The organism is Emticicia sp. 17c, from assembly GCF_037153985.1.
Taxonomy (GTDB): Bacteria; Bacteroidota; Bacteroidia; order Cytophagales; family Spirosomataceae; genus Emticicia.
In genome coordinates this window covers 183,712-200,009 of record NZ_JBBAYI010000006.1, presented here as the reverse complement: position 1 = coordinate 200,009, position 16,298 = coordinate 183,712, and the positions used below count along the sequence as shown (strand labels likewise).

At 39.9% G+C, this 16,298-nt stretch carries 12 protein-coding genes; 8 read left to right on the top strand and 4 right to left on the bottom strand.

Translation table 11 applies throughout. The annotated features are described in order from the left end of the window. Window positions 1-79 precede the first annotated feature (79 nt). Window positions 80-1,579: an APC family permease gene (locus WAA15_RS13635; protein ID WP_337043331.1), complete on the top strand. Its 1,500-nt coding sequence runs from the start codon at window positions 80-82 to the stop codon at window positions 1,577-1,579. A 592-nt stretch (window positions 1,580-2,171) separates the two neighbouring features. Further along, on the top strand, window positions 2,172-4,556 hold the full coding sequence (locus WAA15_RS13630; protein WP_337043330.1) for a T9SS type A sorting domain-containing protein: 2,385 nt from the start codon (window positions 2,172-2,174) through the stop codon (window positions 4,554-4,556). Between the two features lie 70 nt (window positions 4,557-4,626). Here the strand turns inward: WAA15_RS13630 and WAA15_RS13625 are convergent, their stop codons facing one another. Then, complete coding sequence (locus tag WAA15_RS13625) at window positions 4,627-5,031, bottom strand: hypothetical protein (RefSeq protein ID WP_337043329.1); 405 nt, start codon at window positions 5,029-5,031, stop codon at window positions 4,627-4,629. A gap of 185 nt (window positions 5,032-5,216) precedes the next feature. Here WAA15_RS13625 and WAA15_RS13620 point away from each other — a divergent pair, with 185 nt between their 5' ends. Further along, window positions 5,217-6,077 carry a DUF481 domain-containing protein gene (locus WAA15_RS13620; protein ID WP_337043328.1) on the top strand — a complete coding sequence of 287 codons (861 nt, stop codon included), beginning with the start codon at window positions 5,217-5,219 and terminating at the stop codon, window positions 6,075-6,077. A gap of 103 nt (window positions 6,078-6,180) precedes the next feature. Here WAA15_RS13620 and WAA15_RS13615 read toward each other — a convergent pair whose 3' ends face one another. Together WAA15_RS13615 and msrA are read right to left on the bottom strand one after the other, a co-directional pair. Then, on the bottom strand, window positions 6,181-7,395 hold the full coding sequence (locus WAA15_RS13615; protein WP_337043327.1) for a pyridoxal phosphate-dependent aminotransferase: 1,215 nt from the start codon (window positions 7,393-7,395) through the stop codon (window positions 6,181-6,183). A 330-nt stretch (window positions 7,396-7,725) separates the two neighbouring features. Beyond that, window positions 7,726-8,376 (bottom strand): peptide-methionine (S)-S-oxide reductase MsrA, encoded by a 651-nt coding sequence (msrA, locus tag WAA15_RS13610; RefSeq protein WP_442892801.1) that lies wholly within the window; start codon window positions 8,374-8,376, stop codon window positions 7,726-7,728. Between the two features lie 190 nt (window positions 8,377-8,566). On the opposite strand from msrA, the gene WAA15_RS13605 reads away from it, so the two are divergent. From WAA15_RS13605 to gldJ, 3 genes are all read left to right on the top strand, one after another. Continuing rightward, window positions 8,567-9,445 carry a polyphosphate kinase 2 family protein gene (locus tag WAA15_RS13605; protein ID WP_337043326.1) on the top strand — a complete coding sequence of 293 codons (879 nt, stop codon included), beginning with the start codon at window positions 8,567-8,569 and terminating at the stop codon, window positions 9,443-9,445. Between the two features lie 197 nt (window positions 9,446-9,642). Further along, on the top strand, window positions 9,643-13,002 hold the full coding sequence (mfd, locus tag WAA15_RS13600; protein WP_337043325.1) for a transcription-repair coupling factor: 3,360 nt from the start codon (window positions 9,643-9,645) through the stop codon (window positions 13,000-13,002). A gap of 87 nt (window positions 13,003-13,089) precedes the next feature. Beyond that, a complete protein-coding gene (gene gldJ / locus WAA15_RS13595; RefSeq protein ID WP_337043324.1) occupies window positions 13,090-14,376 on the top strand; it encodes a gliding motility lipoprotein GldJ in 1,287 nt (428 codons plus the stop codon). 51 nt (window positions 14,377-14,427) lie between these two features. On the opposite strand, the gene WAA15_RS13590 is transcribed toward gldJ, so the two are convergent. Then, window positions 14,428-15,114: a ComF family protein gene (locus WAA15_RS13590; RefSeq protein WP_337043323.1), complete on the bottom strand. Its 687-nt coding sequence runs from the start codon at window positions 15,112-15,114 to the stop codon at window positions 14,428-14,430. A 42-nt stretch (window positions 15,115-15,156) separates the two neighbouring features. On the opposite strand from WAA15_RS13590, the gene WAA15_RS13585 reads away from it, so the two are divergent. Both WAA15_RS13585 and WAA15_RS13580 read left to right on the top strand, forming a co-directional pair. Next, complete coding sequence (locus tag WAA15_RS13585; protein ID WP_337043322.1) at window positions 15,157-15,513, top strand: hypothetical protein; 357 nt, start codon at window positions 15,157-15,159, stop codon at window positions 15,511-15,513. After that, a complete protein-coding gene (locus WAA15_RS13580; RefSeq protein ID WP_337043321.1) occupies window positions 15,510-16,271 on the top strand; it encodes an exodeoxyribonuclease III in 762 nt (253 codons plus the stop codon). Before WAA15_RS13585 ends, WAA15_RS13580 begins: the two co-directional genes overlap by 4 nt. Window positions 16,272-16,298: the final 27 nt, after the last annotated feature.

Sequence of the window (16,298 nt, the reverse complement as noted above, 5' to 3'; positions counted from 1 at the left end):
GGTTTGGTAATCCAAGCCTTTTTTGCGTTATATTGCAATATATTTCTAAAACAAACCAAAAAACAGCTCTAAAAATCTTATGGAAAAAAGTATTTGGCGTAAGAAGCCATTATCAGCCTATGAAGCTGATTTCAATAATAACCAACTAAAAAGAGTACTCGGAAGATGGGAATTAACTTCGCTTGGTATTGGTGCCGTAATTGGTGGAGGGATTTTCGTATTGACCGGTGTAGCAGCACATGACTGGGCGGGTCCGGCTCTTGCAGTGGCCTTTGTAGTAGCTGGTCTGGCTTGTACATTTGCCGCTCTTTGTTATGCTGAGTTTGCTTCTATTTTACCAGTTGAAGGCTCTGCGTATGCGTACTCTTACGGAACCATAGGAGAGTTTTTTGCATGGTTTATTGGTTGGAACCTCATTCTTGAATACATGATGGGAGCTACCACAGTAGCCGTTAGCTGGTCGGGGTATTTCGAGAAATTCTTACACCTGTTCCATATTGAGCCACCAGTATGGCTCATGAACGATCCTTTTACAACCCATGAAAAATTGGTTGAAATTGCTAAAGCTACCAATCAGGCAGCACCAGAAATGGGCTTCTCAATGAATTTACCGGCTTTTCTTATTGTATGGTTGGTAACTTATATTCTTGTAAAAGGTATAAAAGAAGCAGCCAGCACCAATAATATTATTGTAATCACGAAGGTATCGGTAGTTATTTTTGTAATTATTGCAGGTGCATTTTTTGTTGATACTGCAAACTGGACGCCTTTTATTCCGACACCAGTAATCGACGACCAAGGTCAGCAACATTTTGGTTTGCAGGGTATTGTTACGGCTGCAAGTATTATTTTCTTTGCCTATATTGGTTTCGATGCCGTTTCAACACAGGCCGGTGAAGCCATTAATCCGAAAAAGGACGTACCTTTTGCCATTATTGCTTCGTTAGTTATTTGTACCTTATTATATATATTGGTTTCGTTGGTACTTACCGGAATGGTTAAATATGATACCCTCGACAAAAAAGCTCCGGTAGCACAGGCTTTTGCCGATCAGGGTCTTACATGGGCAGTTTATATCATTACTATTGCAGCTATTGCGGGTCTTACCTCTGTAATGCTTGTAATGATGTTGTCACAAACCCGTATTTTTCTTGGTATGTCGAAAGACGGCTTATTGCCTTCGTTCTTCCGTGAAATTCACCCACAATTCAAAACTCCGTGGAAAAGCACTATTCTTGTCGGAGCCATTGTGTCGTTAGTAGCCGCATTTACACCTATCGACAAAGTATCTGAAATGACAAGCTCAGGAACCCTACTGGCATTTGCCATGATATGCGGTGCTGTGTGGTTGCTGCGTGTGCGTGAACCAAATCTGGTACGCCCTTACAAAGTACCATTGTTGCCTGTAATTGCAACGCTAGGTATTGTTTGTAATCTTTATCTGATGTGGAACCTACGTGTTGATACCAAAATTGCATTCCTTGTATGGGGTGTATTAGGTACCATCATTTATTTCTTATACAGCCGAAACAGAAGTAACCTGAATAATTCGAATTCGGGCAAAGCTCCTAAAATATAAACAAGTAAAATTGAACAACAGCAGAGGGTCTATTCTAACAGAGTAGACCCTCTTTTTGTCTGTAATCTACATTAGATACTCTTTGCACTTGCTTATTACCTGCGCCTGACAATTACTTACCTGCCCGCCACAACAATAGATGGCTTATTGTGGTTTAATGCTTAAAATAAGGCTTGCTTTTATTAATTCATATAAAATTTCTAATTCATGGTTTAATGTAGGTTTATGGCTTAGTCTTAACTTTTGTGGTTACAACTTTTACTATTAAAAAGTCGTCTTAATAAAAATCGTATTGCTTAGCTATCTAGCTATGAAAACAATAATATTAGTAGTCTAGTAATTCTTTGAGTGCTGTTCGTTATCTAGTAATGCGAGAAGGCTTTGTTACCATGTACACCAAGTATTAGCAGTATTTTAAATAAAATTAGCGTTTCCTGTGTTTGTTTAAACCACTTTTACCATAACTTATATAAATTTGTATGTATATAACTAAAACTATTACCTGACCAACGCTATTTTTAACTACCTAAATAAGTATTAATTACCAGATACTTTAATGATGTATCTTAAAAATTTTAAATCGGTTCATTGAATGAAGAATATCTCCTCCCACAACCTCTGCCTTGCTGTTATTCTGGCCATTTTTGTCTGGTTAGGGTTCAGTTCGTCTGCTGTTGCTCAACTAAGCCCTAAAAGATATATTGTACATGGTGTTCTGAACCTAGAAACTGCCATGAATCATGGCTTTGGTGCTATGGACAAAATGGTGAAAGCGGGGTGTAATGCGGTGGCCCTTACTGTCATGTGGGACCGTATCTATCCTAAACCAAATTCAACGCCTAACTGGGCGCAAATAGATAACCAGATAAACCATGTTATTAACGACCTCGGCGTAAAACTCATCATACGTATTCATCTTGGAAGGCACATTGCCTCTACGACGGGCTTCTGGGCCCCCGAAGAATCAGTCGTTGATTTCAGGGGCAAACCTTTAACTTACTATTATGATAATAACCATTTCAGCTTTGCGCACCAGCCTTCTATCGAAAAAGCAGCAGGGTTCGTAAAAGAGGTTTGTGAACGCTACAAGGATTTACAAAAGCGAGGGCACATTTTGTTTATGTCGGTAGTAAATACACCACAACAGGAAATGGGTTACGCTTACGAAAACCAGCAGTATCCGAGCCCTTCGTATGTTGCCATTTTCGACCACTCTAAATGGTCAATGATAAAATGGAAAGATTGGGCAAAAACCAAATACCAGACCATACGCACATTAAATAGCTATTGGGGAACTACCTACAAGACTTTCCCTGACGTTGAACCTTATGTAAACTGGTTTGCTCCGAAAGATTCTTTCAGAGGCTTGCGAGGCAAAGACTGGTACTATTTCAGGCATATTTCGCTGAAAGGATATGTCGACAGAATGGCAGAGGCCGTTAAAAGTGTTGACTCTACCTACAAAATAGCCTGTGAGTTTGGCGGGGTTGCCGATAACCTTTCGTTGCTACGCGGAACCTTCGGTTTCAAGAATCTGTCAGAAAAATATGATATTGTCAAAACCTCAATTGATGCTTTTCAGGGAGAAGAACTTCAGGCCGACCTCGTGGTGAGTAACTTGGCTCCCAAACAAAAGTTCTATACAGAAATTGCACATTTTGACCAAGCAACTGCCGAAAGCCTCAGAGACTACGTAGACCGCTCTATTGATTATGGCTGTGAGGTTATTATGCTTTATGTTGACTACGATAACGGTAAAGATGTTGAAAAAATATTGCCTGCCGTAAAGGAAGGTGTAGCATGGATTAACAGAGACAGCCCCCCAATTGTATTTGCCGACTCGGTAAAGTATAGGCTTTCTCAATTAATTGACGACAGAGAGGGCATTGTAAGAGACTGGAAAGACAAATCGAACAACGGTAAAAGAAAAATCAGAATAATCTATGACGAAGACATTATTCATGAAAAGCAGGTTATTGATAACCCGCTTCCTGACTTACCTGACCCCGAACCTAATCCAGACCCGGGTTCAGGGCCAGTGATACAACCAGACCCTCCGAAACCACCATTACAAGATGGGCCGAACTTAATTCCGATTGTAACTTATGAAGGATACACCCAACAAATAGTTATCAATCAGCCTTTTGTTTTCCGTATTCCTGAAAACCTTTTTGTTGACCCCGACGGCTACATTGCCTACATTGAAATGATGGAAGCACCTAACTGGCTTCATTTTAATAAGTTTGAATTTAGCTTCTATGGCAGGCCACCCGTTTTAGGCAAAGTTAAAATCAAGCTCAAAATATACGATAATAAAGGGGGCAGCCTTGATTCGTATTTATACATTGAGAGTATTCCGCCGGCTATCAATTTTGAATTAATTAAGGCCGATTACTTTGATGTACCCATCGAGGGCTGGGGAGCGATGTCCAATAACCGTGTTTTATATCTGGAGGCATTGCCCGAAAAACTGAATATCCTGGCTAGTTGCAATCTGGATTCGGTTAATTTTCATTTCGATTTATCGGGGCCGTATAAATTCAAAAATGTATCCGAACGCCTGCCATTTAATTTGTTCGGAGAGGGTAGGGGTTTAAAATTCCCTGTGGGTACTTATACCCTAACAGCTGGTGCATATAAAAAAGATACGCTTATTACGGCTAAAACTATTCAGTTTACGGTGGTGTCTTCTACCGACTCTACCAAAAATACCATTGCAAATTGGCAGGCGTATCCGAACCCCTTTGAGCGTGTCTGCAATGTTAAGCTACCTGTTGAAGAAAGTGGTAATGACCTGAGTTTCTCGGTCTATACTAGTGCCGGAAAGAAGATAGCAATCAGAAAAGAAAATATTCAGATAAAACAACACGTGGCTTATATAGACCTGAGCAACATGGGGTTTCCGGCAGGAAATTATCTGCTCGAAATCAGTAAGAACGGGCAGCCACTGAAACTCTTGCGAATATCCAAAATTTAAACATACAAGCCATAAAGCAAAAAGGAGAACGTGTGTGCGTTCTCCTTTTTGCTTTATATGAACCTATATTTTACTTAAAGAAATAGTCTTTGGCGTAGTACAGAAACAAGCTCTGAATAATGCCCCATACACACGCGCTTATGAGCATATTAAACATGATAGCCCCTTTATGATACCTGAAAGCTAAAGCCAGAATAGCCCCCCCGATTGGACTAAAAAGTATAGGTGTCAGGAATGAGATACCAATCAGACCGAACTTCCTTCTGACACGAACCGCCAAACGGGTTGACTTCGTAAAAACTTTCTTTTTTGTTTTTCGCTGAAATATTCTCGTAAAGCTCCTCTGTATGTAGTCGCCTGAATAGGTTATCAGAGACACCGTTATCATCATCCCTACCACCGAGCAAACGGCGGTTTCAATCCATGTAATTTTTAGTGCCAACCCTGTTAAAGGGCCGCCCAAAAATTTTATCATGCTTGCAAAAATTACCGAAATATATTTAGCCACCTCCATTGTTGCCAATCATTGATTATGATAATTACTTACCATATACTACTATGTATGGATTTTGTTACAACTTTTTATTAAAAATATTCTTATTTTGTTTAATCATTTAAAACAACACAAAGTTTAGTAAATTTATTCATAAGCTTACAAGAATGAAAATAAAAATATTAATCTTAATTTTTTCTTTATTTTATTTCAAAATAAATGCTCAGACCTCTGACCCCGACACACTAAAACCTGTGTCTGTTCCTGTAATAACTATTCCGCCTGACTCCTCAACTGTTGAGGAAGAGCAAGAAGATGAGGAAGAAGATAAAGAGGAAGAAGAAACCCCTGCTAATGATTTTACCAAGATACGGTACCGGATTTCGGCTGATGGGACTTATACCTCTGGAAACGTTAACCGTGCGCTGATTCAATTGGCTTCGGGGTTTGACTGGAACCTGAACAAACTTCTAAAGTTTTCGACAAGCCCTTCTTACATTTATGGGCAACAGAATAATGTTCTGGCCGAGCGCGAAACTTTTGTTGATTTCCGAACCACTGTTCTTTATGAAAAAACCTTGTATTATCTGGCGTTTGGCTCTTTTGAAAAAAGTAACTTACGGAAAATAGACCACCGCCTTATTGCTGCCGGAGGCGTAGGCTTGAAACTGATTCAGAAAGAGAAAGTCTATTTGTCGGTTACAAATGTTCTGCTTTATGAACAGACCGACTTCGTCGTAAACAATAATTTTCCTGACCGCAATCTTTTGCGTAACTCTACCCGTTTTTTTGGTGAGTATACCTTAGCCGATGGCAAGGTATATATTTCACATACCCTTTTTATTCAGCCCGGCCTAACCGAAAAGAATTTCCGCTGGAATGGTAATCTTATTTTCAGGTATCAGATAACCAAGCGGACGGGCATCAGAAGCACCATAGAAAACTCTTACGAAAGTATTGTAGTTGAGGGCCGTAAAAACAATGATTTCCGCTGGACTTTCGGAATTGTATTTGAAGGCAAAAAATAAGTTTAGGCTTATCAATACTTTTAAAAAGTATTGTACTTTTTCTTTTAAAAATAAAGTAAAAAGCACTCGGTTACCCGAGTGCTTTTTTTAGGAGTGCTATATATTATTTTAAAGTAGCTAAAGCTGCTTTAACTCTGTTCATAGCTTCCGTCAGGGCTTCGTCAGAAGCGGCTGTCGAGATTCTCAGGCACTTAGGTGCGCCAAAAGAACCACCGCCTACCATGGCCACGTGTGCTTTTTCGAGCAGCCACATACATAGTTGGTCGGCATCCTGAATGGTCACAGTTCCGTCTGATTTACCGAAGTAATAACTTACATCAGGAAACGCGTAAAAAGCTCCTTCTGGCACGTTTACCTTGAAGCCGGGTATATCTTTCAGTAATTTGATTACTAAATCTCTGCGGCGCAGATAAGCCAGTTTCATCATTTCGGGGGCTGAGGTATCTTCCCATGCCACAACAGCAGCGCGCTGAGCAATTGAGTTAGTACCCGAAGTAACCTGCCCTTGTAGTTTCTCAACGGCATCGGCAATCCATTTAGGGGCGGCAATGTAACCTAAACGCCAGCCTGTCATGGCAAAGCCTTTAGCAAAGCCATTCACGGTAATTACTCTGTCTTTTATTTCTGGAACCGACCCGATACTGAAATGACCTTCGTCCGTAAAATTAATGTACTCATAAATTTCATCGGCCAACACAAACACATTTTCATGGTATTGAATTACCTTAGCCAATGCCCTCAATTCTGCTTCGCTATATACAGACCCCGTTGGGTTATTAGGCGAGGCATACATAACAATTTTAGTACGGTCGGTAATGGCTTCTTCTAATTGCTGAGGCGTTACTTTAAAATCGTTTTCAAAGCTACCTTCAACAATTACCGATTTACCTTCTGCCAACTTTACCATTTCAGAATAGCTTACCCAATAAGGTGCAAGTATCACTACTTCGTCGCCCGGGTTTACTAAGCATTGTATTACATTTGCCAATGAATGTTTTGCTCCTGTTGAAATAACAATATTCTCTGGTTTCCAATCAAGATTGTTTTCCCGCTTGAGCTTGTCTGCAATGGCCTTACGGAGTTCTGGAATACCAGCTACTGGTGTGTAGTGGTGGAAACCGTTGTCGATGGCTGCCTTGGCAGCATCACAAATGTGTTTTGGAGTTTTGAAATCTGGTTCTCCGACAGATAGGTTAATAACTTTGTGCCCCTGGGCCGCCAATTCGCGCGACTTTTTCGACATACCAAGCGTGGCCGATTCTTCCAACGCGTTGATTCTGTCAGCGAGTAAACTCGCAGTTTCAACTAATGCAGACATGATTTTTTGAAATGAAAAGTATAATAATTGTTTACCTTTTAGCCATGAAACTTAGTGTTTATCCTGACTACTAAGTACTTATAACTAAAATTCGGGTGCAAAATTAATTTCTTTATAACAGAAATACCATTTTTTTCTATTGTTTTAACAATTATAATTCAAGAGGGCATCAGAGTGGGTGTTCCAGACAGCCACTTTACAATAGGTTTGAGAGCCTTACAGATAATGTAAACAGGAGGGAGGCAAGATGTTCTTTATGAAGTTGGGCCAATAAAAAACTCTTCTTACCATATATATAAGGCAAGAAGAGTTTGAGCAATAATGCTAATCTTATTGATTTTTCTTAGCTAGTTTATCTTTAAATACTTTTTCAAATTTTTCTACTTTAGGTCTTACCACCATTTGGCAATAAGGTTGTGTACCATTAAGGTTGAAGTAATCCTGATGATAATCTTCGGCCTTGTAGAAAGTTTGTGAAGGCTCAATGGCTGTAACAATAGGTGCATTGAAAATACCTGCCGAGTTAAGCTCTGCTTTATATTTTTCGGCTAAGGCCTTTTGGTTGTTGTCATGATAAAACACTACCGAACGGTATTGTGTGCCTACGTCGTTTCCCTGACGGTTAAGAGTAGTAGGGTCGTGGGTTTTCCAGAACACCTCCAGTAATTCTTCATAAGATATTTTCTGTGGGTTGTAGGTTATCTGGCAAACCTCCACGTGGCCTGTTAGCCCCGTACAAACCTCTTTATAAGAAGGGTTTTTAGTAGTGCCTCCCATATAGCCCGACTCTACCTTTGTTACACCATTTAATCTTTGAAATACGGCTTCCACACACCAGAAACATCCGGCTCCGAAAGTGGCAACGGCTTTATCCTGCACTGTCTCTTGATTCATGAGTTTGTCTTTTTTGTTGATTTGATATCCTGACAGGGTCATTGCGCCTATGGCGGCACCTATCAAAATGATTGATTGTATCTTCATAAGTTTAACAAAATTTCTGATATGAACGTTTTATTTATAAACGAATTATTAGGGCATTGGGTTTTATTACTGATACCCCAAAGGCCACAAGTACCATTAAATACTCATTAAAAAATTCCTTATCGGAAAACATAGTTTTATATTTAAAACAAAATCAGCAAACACCAGTTCCTTATTTAATATTCTGACTATGAAAAAAATTGATACTGAAGAATTCATCTTTAATGGAGACGGAAAATTTTCGATTGCTCAAACCAAAACCAAAATTAAAGATTTTTACGAAGATAAAGAAGATTACGAAATTTCTTTAAGCCAGCTTAACAAGCAACTCGACGAACTCCAGAGCATGATGTATGCACACAACCGCTATGGCTTACTGGTTATATTTCAGGCTATGGATGCTGCCGGAAAAGACGGAACTCTGAAAGCTGTTTTCTCGGGCGTGAATCCACAGGGGTTGAAGTGCCACTCGTTTAAACGCCCAACCGAAACCGAACTGGAACATGATTTCCTTTGGCGCACTGTACTTCAATTACCCGAACGCGGAAGCATTACGGTTTTTAACAGGTCGTATTATGAAGAGGTATTGGTGGTAAAAGTACATCCTGAAATTGTAACCCAAAACCAGAGGCTACCTGCTGAACTGACCGACGACCTCGATAAGCTCTGGAAAAACCGCTATGAAGATATTACTAATCTGGAAACGTATCTGCACCGGAACGGTATCAGGGTTGTGAAGTTTTTTCTGAATGTATCTAAAGAAGAACAGGCCGAACGCCTGATTGAACGTATACAAGACCCTACTAAAAACTGGAAGTTCGACGAGCAAGACGTAAAAGAACGGGGTTTCTGGAAAGAGTATCAGCAAGCATACGAAGATTTAATCAATGCTACGTCGACGCATAAATGCCCGTGGTATGTTATTCCGGCCGATGACAAGAAAAATATGCGTCTGATTGTAGCAAAAGTATTGGCTCAGGAGCTTAAAAAACTTAATATGCAATACCCCGAGGCCTCAGACGAACGCCACGAAGAATTAAAAAAGCTGATTAAGATAATTCAGGAATAACAATAAAATATTCGTATTAAAATTTAATATTAAACTAAATACGATATATATACGTTTATTTGATAACCAACACCCCTGATTAACAAACTATTCATGTTCGGGAAAATCAGGTTTGATTTTATTTTTTAACTTTGTATAAAAATTCAGGACGCAGAAATTCATTTTGCGTCCCTTTCTTATTTATAAAATTTTGTACTGTGGAAGTAAAAGAATTATTGAAAGTTTATAGTGAAGATAGTTTCATTCGTACCGCCGTTGAAAGTATTAAAGCCAATAATCTATTAAATCTGAAAGGGCTTTCAGGCAGCCTCGACACAATTTTAGCAGCAGTCAATTACCAGCTTAATCCACAGCATAATGTTTTTATCCTGAACGATAAAGAAGATGCTGCCTATTTTTATAATGACCTGCAAAGTTTACTCGGCGAAGAAAATGTATTTTTGTTCCCGATGTCATATAAAAAGCCTTATCAGTATGAAGAAATTGATAACGCCAATGTGCTTCAAAGAGCCGAAGTGCTGAACCAACTTAACAATGATAAAGCTAATTTATTGATTGTTACTTACCCTGAGGCACTCTCAGAAAAAGTAATCAACAAAAAATCTTTAATAGCCAATACGCTTCAGGTAAAAGTAGGGGAGGTGTTCGACATCAACTTTATATCCGAACTACTGATTTCTTACGATTTTGAGAAAACTGACTTTGTTTACGAACCCGGGCAATTTTCGATCCGTGGTGGCATTGTTGATATCTTCTCTTATGCCTCGGAATACCCATACAGAATTGAACTTTTCGGAGATGACATCGAAAGTATCCGGCTTTTCAACCCGGAGTCACAACTTTCGATGCAATCGGTAAACCAAATTAACATTATTCCTGACGTTCAGAATAAGTTAATCAGAGAAACCCGTGAGACTTTTTTTAATTTTATTCGTAATACAAGTAATATATGGATAAAAGACGCAGGTTTAGTTTTTGAAATAATTGACGATTGTTTTAAACAAGTAGAGCAGCATTTTCAGGAAATAGTTGCCCGAAGCGGAGGGATACAAGTAATAGATAGCCCCGAAGAACTCTTTGAAACAAGGCGAGGGTTGCTTACTGAAATCCGAAAATTCAAAATTATTGAATTTGGCACAAAGACCCACTTCAAAGATGGCGAAAAACTTACGTTTCAGAGTAGAAACCAGCCATCGTTCAACAAGGATTTCAAACGGTTGATTGATAACATCAAAGAAAATCAGGCTAAGCATTTTACAACCATCATTTCGGCCGAATCGCTGAAACAACTAAGCAGGCTTAATTCTATTTTTGAAGAGATTGACCCCCTTACCAAATTTCAGTCTTTGCAGCTTTCGCTTCGGGGGGGCTTTATTGACGAACAAACCAAAGTTGCCTTCTATACCGACCACCAGATTTTTGACCGTTACCACCGTTTCAAGGTAAGAGACAAATTCAGTAAGTCGAAAGCACTTACCATGAAGGAGCTAAAGGCTCTTCAAACCGGCGACTTCGTTACACACATTGATTATGGTATCGGGCGTTTTGCCGGACTAGAAAAAGTTATGGTAGGCGACAAAGAACAGGAAGCCGTTCGCCTGATTTACCGCGACAACGACATCCTGCTGGTAAACATTCACTCGCTACATAAAATTGCCAAGTATACAGGTAAAGAAGGAACCCCTCCGGTAATGAGTAAACTAGGCTCTGCCGAGTGGGAGAATAAGAAATCAAGGGTAAAGAAACAGGTAAAAGATATTGCCAAAGAACTTATTGCTTTGTATGCCAAGCGTCGGGCTGCACATGGCTTTGCTTTTTCAAAAGATGGTTTTATGCAGGCCGAGTTGGAATCGTCCTTTTTTTATGAAGATACCCCCGACCAAGCAAAAGCTACCAGCGATGTAAAAGAAGACATGGAAAAGGCGTACCCGATGGATAGGCTCGTGTGTGGAGACGTAGGTTTTGGTAAAACCGAGGTAGCCATCAGGGCGGCTTTCAAGGCAGTAGCCGATAGCAAACAGGTGGCAGTACTAGTACCAACTACTATTCTGGCTATGCAACACCATAAAACATTTGCCGAGCGGCTTGCCAAACTGCCTGTTAATGTAGATGAAATAAGCCGTTTCAGAACAAGCAAAGAGATTTCAGAAACCCTTAAAAAAGTAAAAGAGGGCAAAACTGATATACTCATAGGCACACACCGCATATTAAATAAAGATATTGAGTTTAAAGATTTAGGACTTCTGATTATTGACGAAGAACAAAAGTTTGGAGTTAAAGCCAAAGACCGCCTGAAAGAGCTAAAACTTAATGTTGATGTACTTACGCTTACGGCCACGCCGATTCCGCGTACCTTACATTTCTCGCTCATGGGCGCACGCGATTTGTCGGTAATTTCTACTCCACCGCCTAACCGCCAGCCCGTTACAACCGAAGTACACGTATTTAAAGAAGAAATGATTCGTGATGCCATCAGCTATGAACTAAAACGCGGTGGGCAGGTGTATTTTGTTCATAACCGCGTAAATGATATTGAATCGGTAGCGAATATCATATTAAGGCTAGTACCTGATGCCAAGATAGGTATTGCTCACGGCCAGATGGACGGCGACCGCCTCGAAAAAGCCATGATGAAGTTTATTGAAGGAGATTACGATGTGTTGGTTTCGACTAATATCATTGAGGCAGGGCTTGATATTCCGAATGCCAACACAATTATTATTAATCAGGCACAGAACTTTGGTATGTCTGACCTACACCAGATGCGGGGTAGGGTGGGGCGTTCGAACCGAAAAGCCTTCTGTTATTTGCTTACACCCCCCATTTCGGTGCTTTCGACAGATGCCCGCAAACGCTTGCAAACCCTCGAAGAGTTTTCAGACTTGGGCGACGGCTTCAAGGTATCAATGAGAGACCTCGACATTCGTGGAGCAGGAAACCTACTGGGTTCAGAACAAAGCGGTTTTATTAACGATTTGGGTTATGAAACTTATCATAAAATACTGGATGAAGCCGTACAGGAATTAAAAGAAAATGAGTTTAAGGATTTGTTCATGAAAGACATGACCGGAACTTTAAGCGATTTAAGGCTGCCAGACTGCCAGATAGAAACCGATTTACAAATTATTATTCCTGAAAATTATGTGAGTAATATCTCAGAAAGGCTTTCTTTGTATAATCAATTAGATAACATCGAAAAAGAAGATGAGTTACAGGAATTCCAAAGATCAATTGTAGACAGGTTCGGGCCTTTGCCGCAAGAAGTGCAAAACCTTCTTAAAATTGTGAGAATCAGATGGAAAGCCGAACAATTAGGATTCGAAAAATTAACTTTAAAGAACAATATCCTAAAATGTTATTTCGTTTCCTCAGAGAAAACCGAATATTTTCAGGCAGATAAGTTTGGCAGAATTCTTGATTATATTAAAATTAATCCAAAAAGGTGTTCGCTAAAGGAAATAAAATCTAAACTTCTTCTTACTGTCGAAAATGTTCATAGCATTGACGATTTAGATGTATTATTGAGTGGATTTGTCGGAAAAAGTGGCCTTTCTTAAAGAATTGATTCTCAGAATATTAAGATATTACTATCAAAATAACCTATTTTTGCAAAACGAATTCTATAAACAAAAATCATTCCGAAAATGAAAAAATTACTTTTTAGTTCGATTACGGGTGCATTGGCTTTTACGCTTATCCTAAGTGGTTGTTCGAGCAAAAAGAAAACTAGTATCGATCCGGGTCGTCACAGTACTGCTACCGGGATTGCTTATTCTAAACAGGGAAAAGGTAAAAAACCTAAGAAAGGTCAACCACAACAAGAAGAAGGATTTCAGGTTAATGCTTTCAAAGGCCAGCCTGCTGGGCCAAACCTTGCTTATATTGAGGGCGGACGTTTTACAATGGGAACTGTTGAAGAGGATGTAACCTACTCACGCGATAACCTTGAAAGAACTGTAACAGTTTCTTCTTTTTATATGGACGAAACCGAAATTACCAACCTTCACTGGTTAGAGTATCTGCATAGTGTACAAAAAGACTCTTCACAAGAGTTTTACGAAAGTGCTTTACCTGATACCACTGTTTGGTTAAACAAGTTGTCGTTCAACGACCAGTTTACTGAGCAATACCTGCGTTACCCGGGCTTCCGTATGTATCCGGTTGTAGGTGTTTCATGGGTTCAGGCCTCTGAATATTGCAAATGGAGAACAGGTGCAGTAAACAACGAAATGGCTGTTCGTTTTGGTCCGAAAGCTAAAGGTGGTAAAAAAGACAGAACTGCCTTCACTACCGAGGCTCCTCAGGCTAAAAGCGGTGGCCGTTTAGCTATTGAAACCGGAAACGTATTACCTAGTTACCGCCTTCCAACAGAAGCTGAGTGGGAATATGCCGCTAAAGCAATGATTGGCACGCAATACATGGATGAAAACCAGTCAAGCCAACGTATTTATCCTTGGGATGGTTCTTCAATGCGTAAATCAAAAGGTAGCCAGAAAGGTACTATGTTAGCCAACTACAAACGTGGCCGTGGTGACTTTGCCGGTATTGCCGGACACCAAAACGACGGTGGTATTATTACCATGGAAGTTTACGAATTCCCTGCTAATGACTTTGGTCTTTACAACATGGCCGGAAACGTAAACGAGTGGGTTATTGACTTGTATCGTCCAAGTTCGTTTCAGGATGTAAACGACCTTAACCCGATACGTCGTAACGATTACCTTGATGAAGAAAGCCTTTATGACAAAAAGAATTTCAATTCATTGATAGATAACAAACTACGTGTTTATAAAGGTGGTTCATGGAATGATGTAGCCTACTGGTTATCGCCGGGTACACGCCGTTATCTTGACCAAGATTCTTCAACTGCTACTATTGGTTTCCGTTGCGCCATGATTGCCATTGGCCCTAAAGGAAAACGTAAATTGTAAGCCGTCAGAAATATTACTACAAAAATCCCTTCCGCAAGAAGGGATTTTTTTTTAGTCGGCAGTAGCCAACGCAATTACCAGAACTTCGGCACACCCTTTTTCAAGTAAAACTTTTCCTAAGGCTTCAAGGGTAGCACCAGTCGTTAAAACATCGTCTACGATGGCAATCCGCTTATTTTTTATAGCAGCTTCATCATTTACTTCAAAAGCCCTCTCCATGTTTTTAAAACGCTCCAGACGCGTTTTTCGGGTCTGTGTTTCGGTGTTTATACCTCTTTTAACAGAAGTAGTATTAAAAGGCACTTCTAGCCCCTTAGAAAGCCCTTCGGCTATACAATTGGCCTGATTATACCCTCGTTGTTTTTCGCGCTGCCTGTTCAGTGGCACGCCTATGATAAGGTCTATTTTTTCATTAAAACCACTTTCTTTTAATTCTCTGCCATACATTTCTCCGAGTAGCAAGCCTATTTCGGGTTTACCTTTATACTTGAGTTGGTGCAACAAGTGTTGCACCTTGCTTTTTTTTGTAAATTTCAGATAAGCCAACGTATGTGTAACCGGAATTTTACCCCAGAACCTGCGTTCCAGTACCCCGCTTGGGTGCTGGTGTGCATTTGTTCGGGGCAGGTTAATAAGACAATGCGTACAAATCAACTTTTCGCCTCCTAAAAGCGGTTCCTGACAGGCTTCGCAACATTTAGGATAGATTATATCTATTAAATGATTTATCCATTTCATACGCTTTCATTAAGTTTGTATATAAAATATAAAAGATGCCCCATGGGAGAAGATGACAAATTAAAAGAAAACTGGCAAACATTATTAATGTTTCTCAAACAAAATCTTGGTAAAAAACCAGCCGATTTGAATGGCGTGCTGTTTATCATAGGCGTTCAGGAACTAGGGCAGGGGAAGAAGTTTTTCTCAAAAGAAGAAAAACAAGACCTTATGCACATTGCTATATGCAAGGTTTTAAGCTATGGAGGCTATTATGAACTGGAAGGGACTGACGCCGCTGGCTGGCCTCATTGGAAACTGGTAAAGCCATTACCTAATTTTGACTTACTGGCACAAGAAAAACTACTTAAACATTTCACTATCGAATACTTCAGAAAAGAAGTTGGCTTACATATATGAAAATTATTACTTACAACGTCAATGGCATTCGTGCCGCTATTAACAAAGGATTGTTAGACTGGTTAAAAATCAACAACCCTGATATTGTTTGTTTTCAAGAAATAAAACTCGCTGAAACCGAACTGGTAGCTCCGCTTTTTGAAGCAATGGGTTTTCATTGTTACTGGTACCCCGCCCAGAAGAGGGGTTATAGTGGCGTAGCTATTTTATCAAAGATTGAACCTTTGAAAGTTGTGCGTGGAATGGGTGTTTCACAGTATGACGACGAAGGGCGCGTGCTACGTGCCGACTTCGAGCATTTCTCGTTGTTCAGTACATATTTCCCCTCAGGTTCATCGGGCGACGAACGTCAGGGAATAAAAATGAAATTCCTTGAAGATTTTTTCGTTTATATTAATAAAATCAAAGAAACACTCCCTAACATTATTATCAGCGGTGATGTAAACATCTGTCATCAGGATATTGACATCCATAACCCTAAGGGTAATGCAAATTCGTCAGGCTTTTTGCCCGAAGAAAGGGCATGGGTTGGCAGGTTTCTTGATAATGGTTATATCGATACTTTTCGCTATTTTAACCAGAATCCTCACCACTATACTTGGTGGTCTTACAGGGCAGGGGCGAGGGCCAAAAATCTGGGTTGGCGTATTGATTATCACTTTGCTTCTAAAGCATTAGCCCCTCACTTAACAAGTGCGGCTATTTACCCTGAATTACATTTTTCAGATCATTGTCCTGTGGAGCTTTGTTTGTTTTAGTCTTATCATTGAAAATCCTTAATCTTT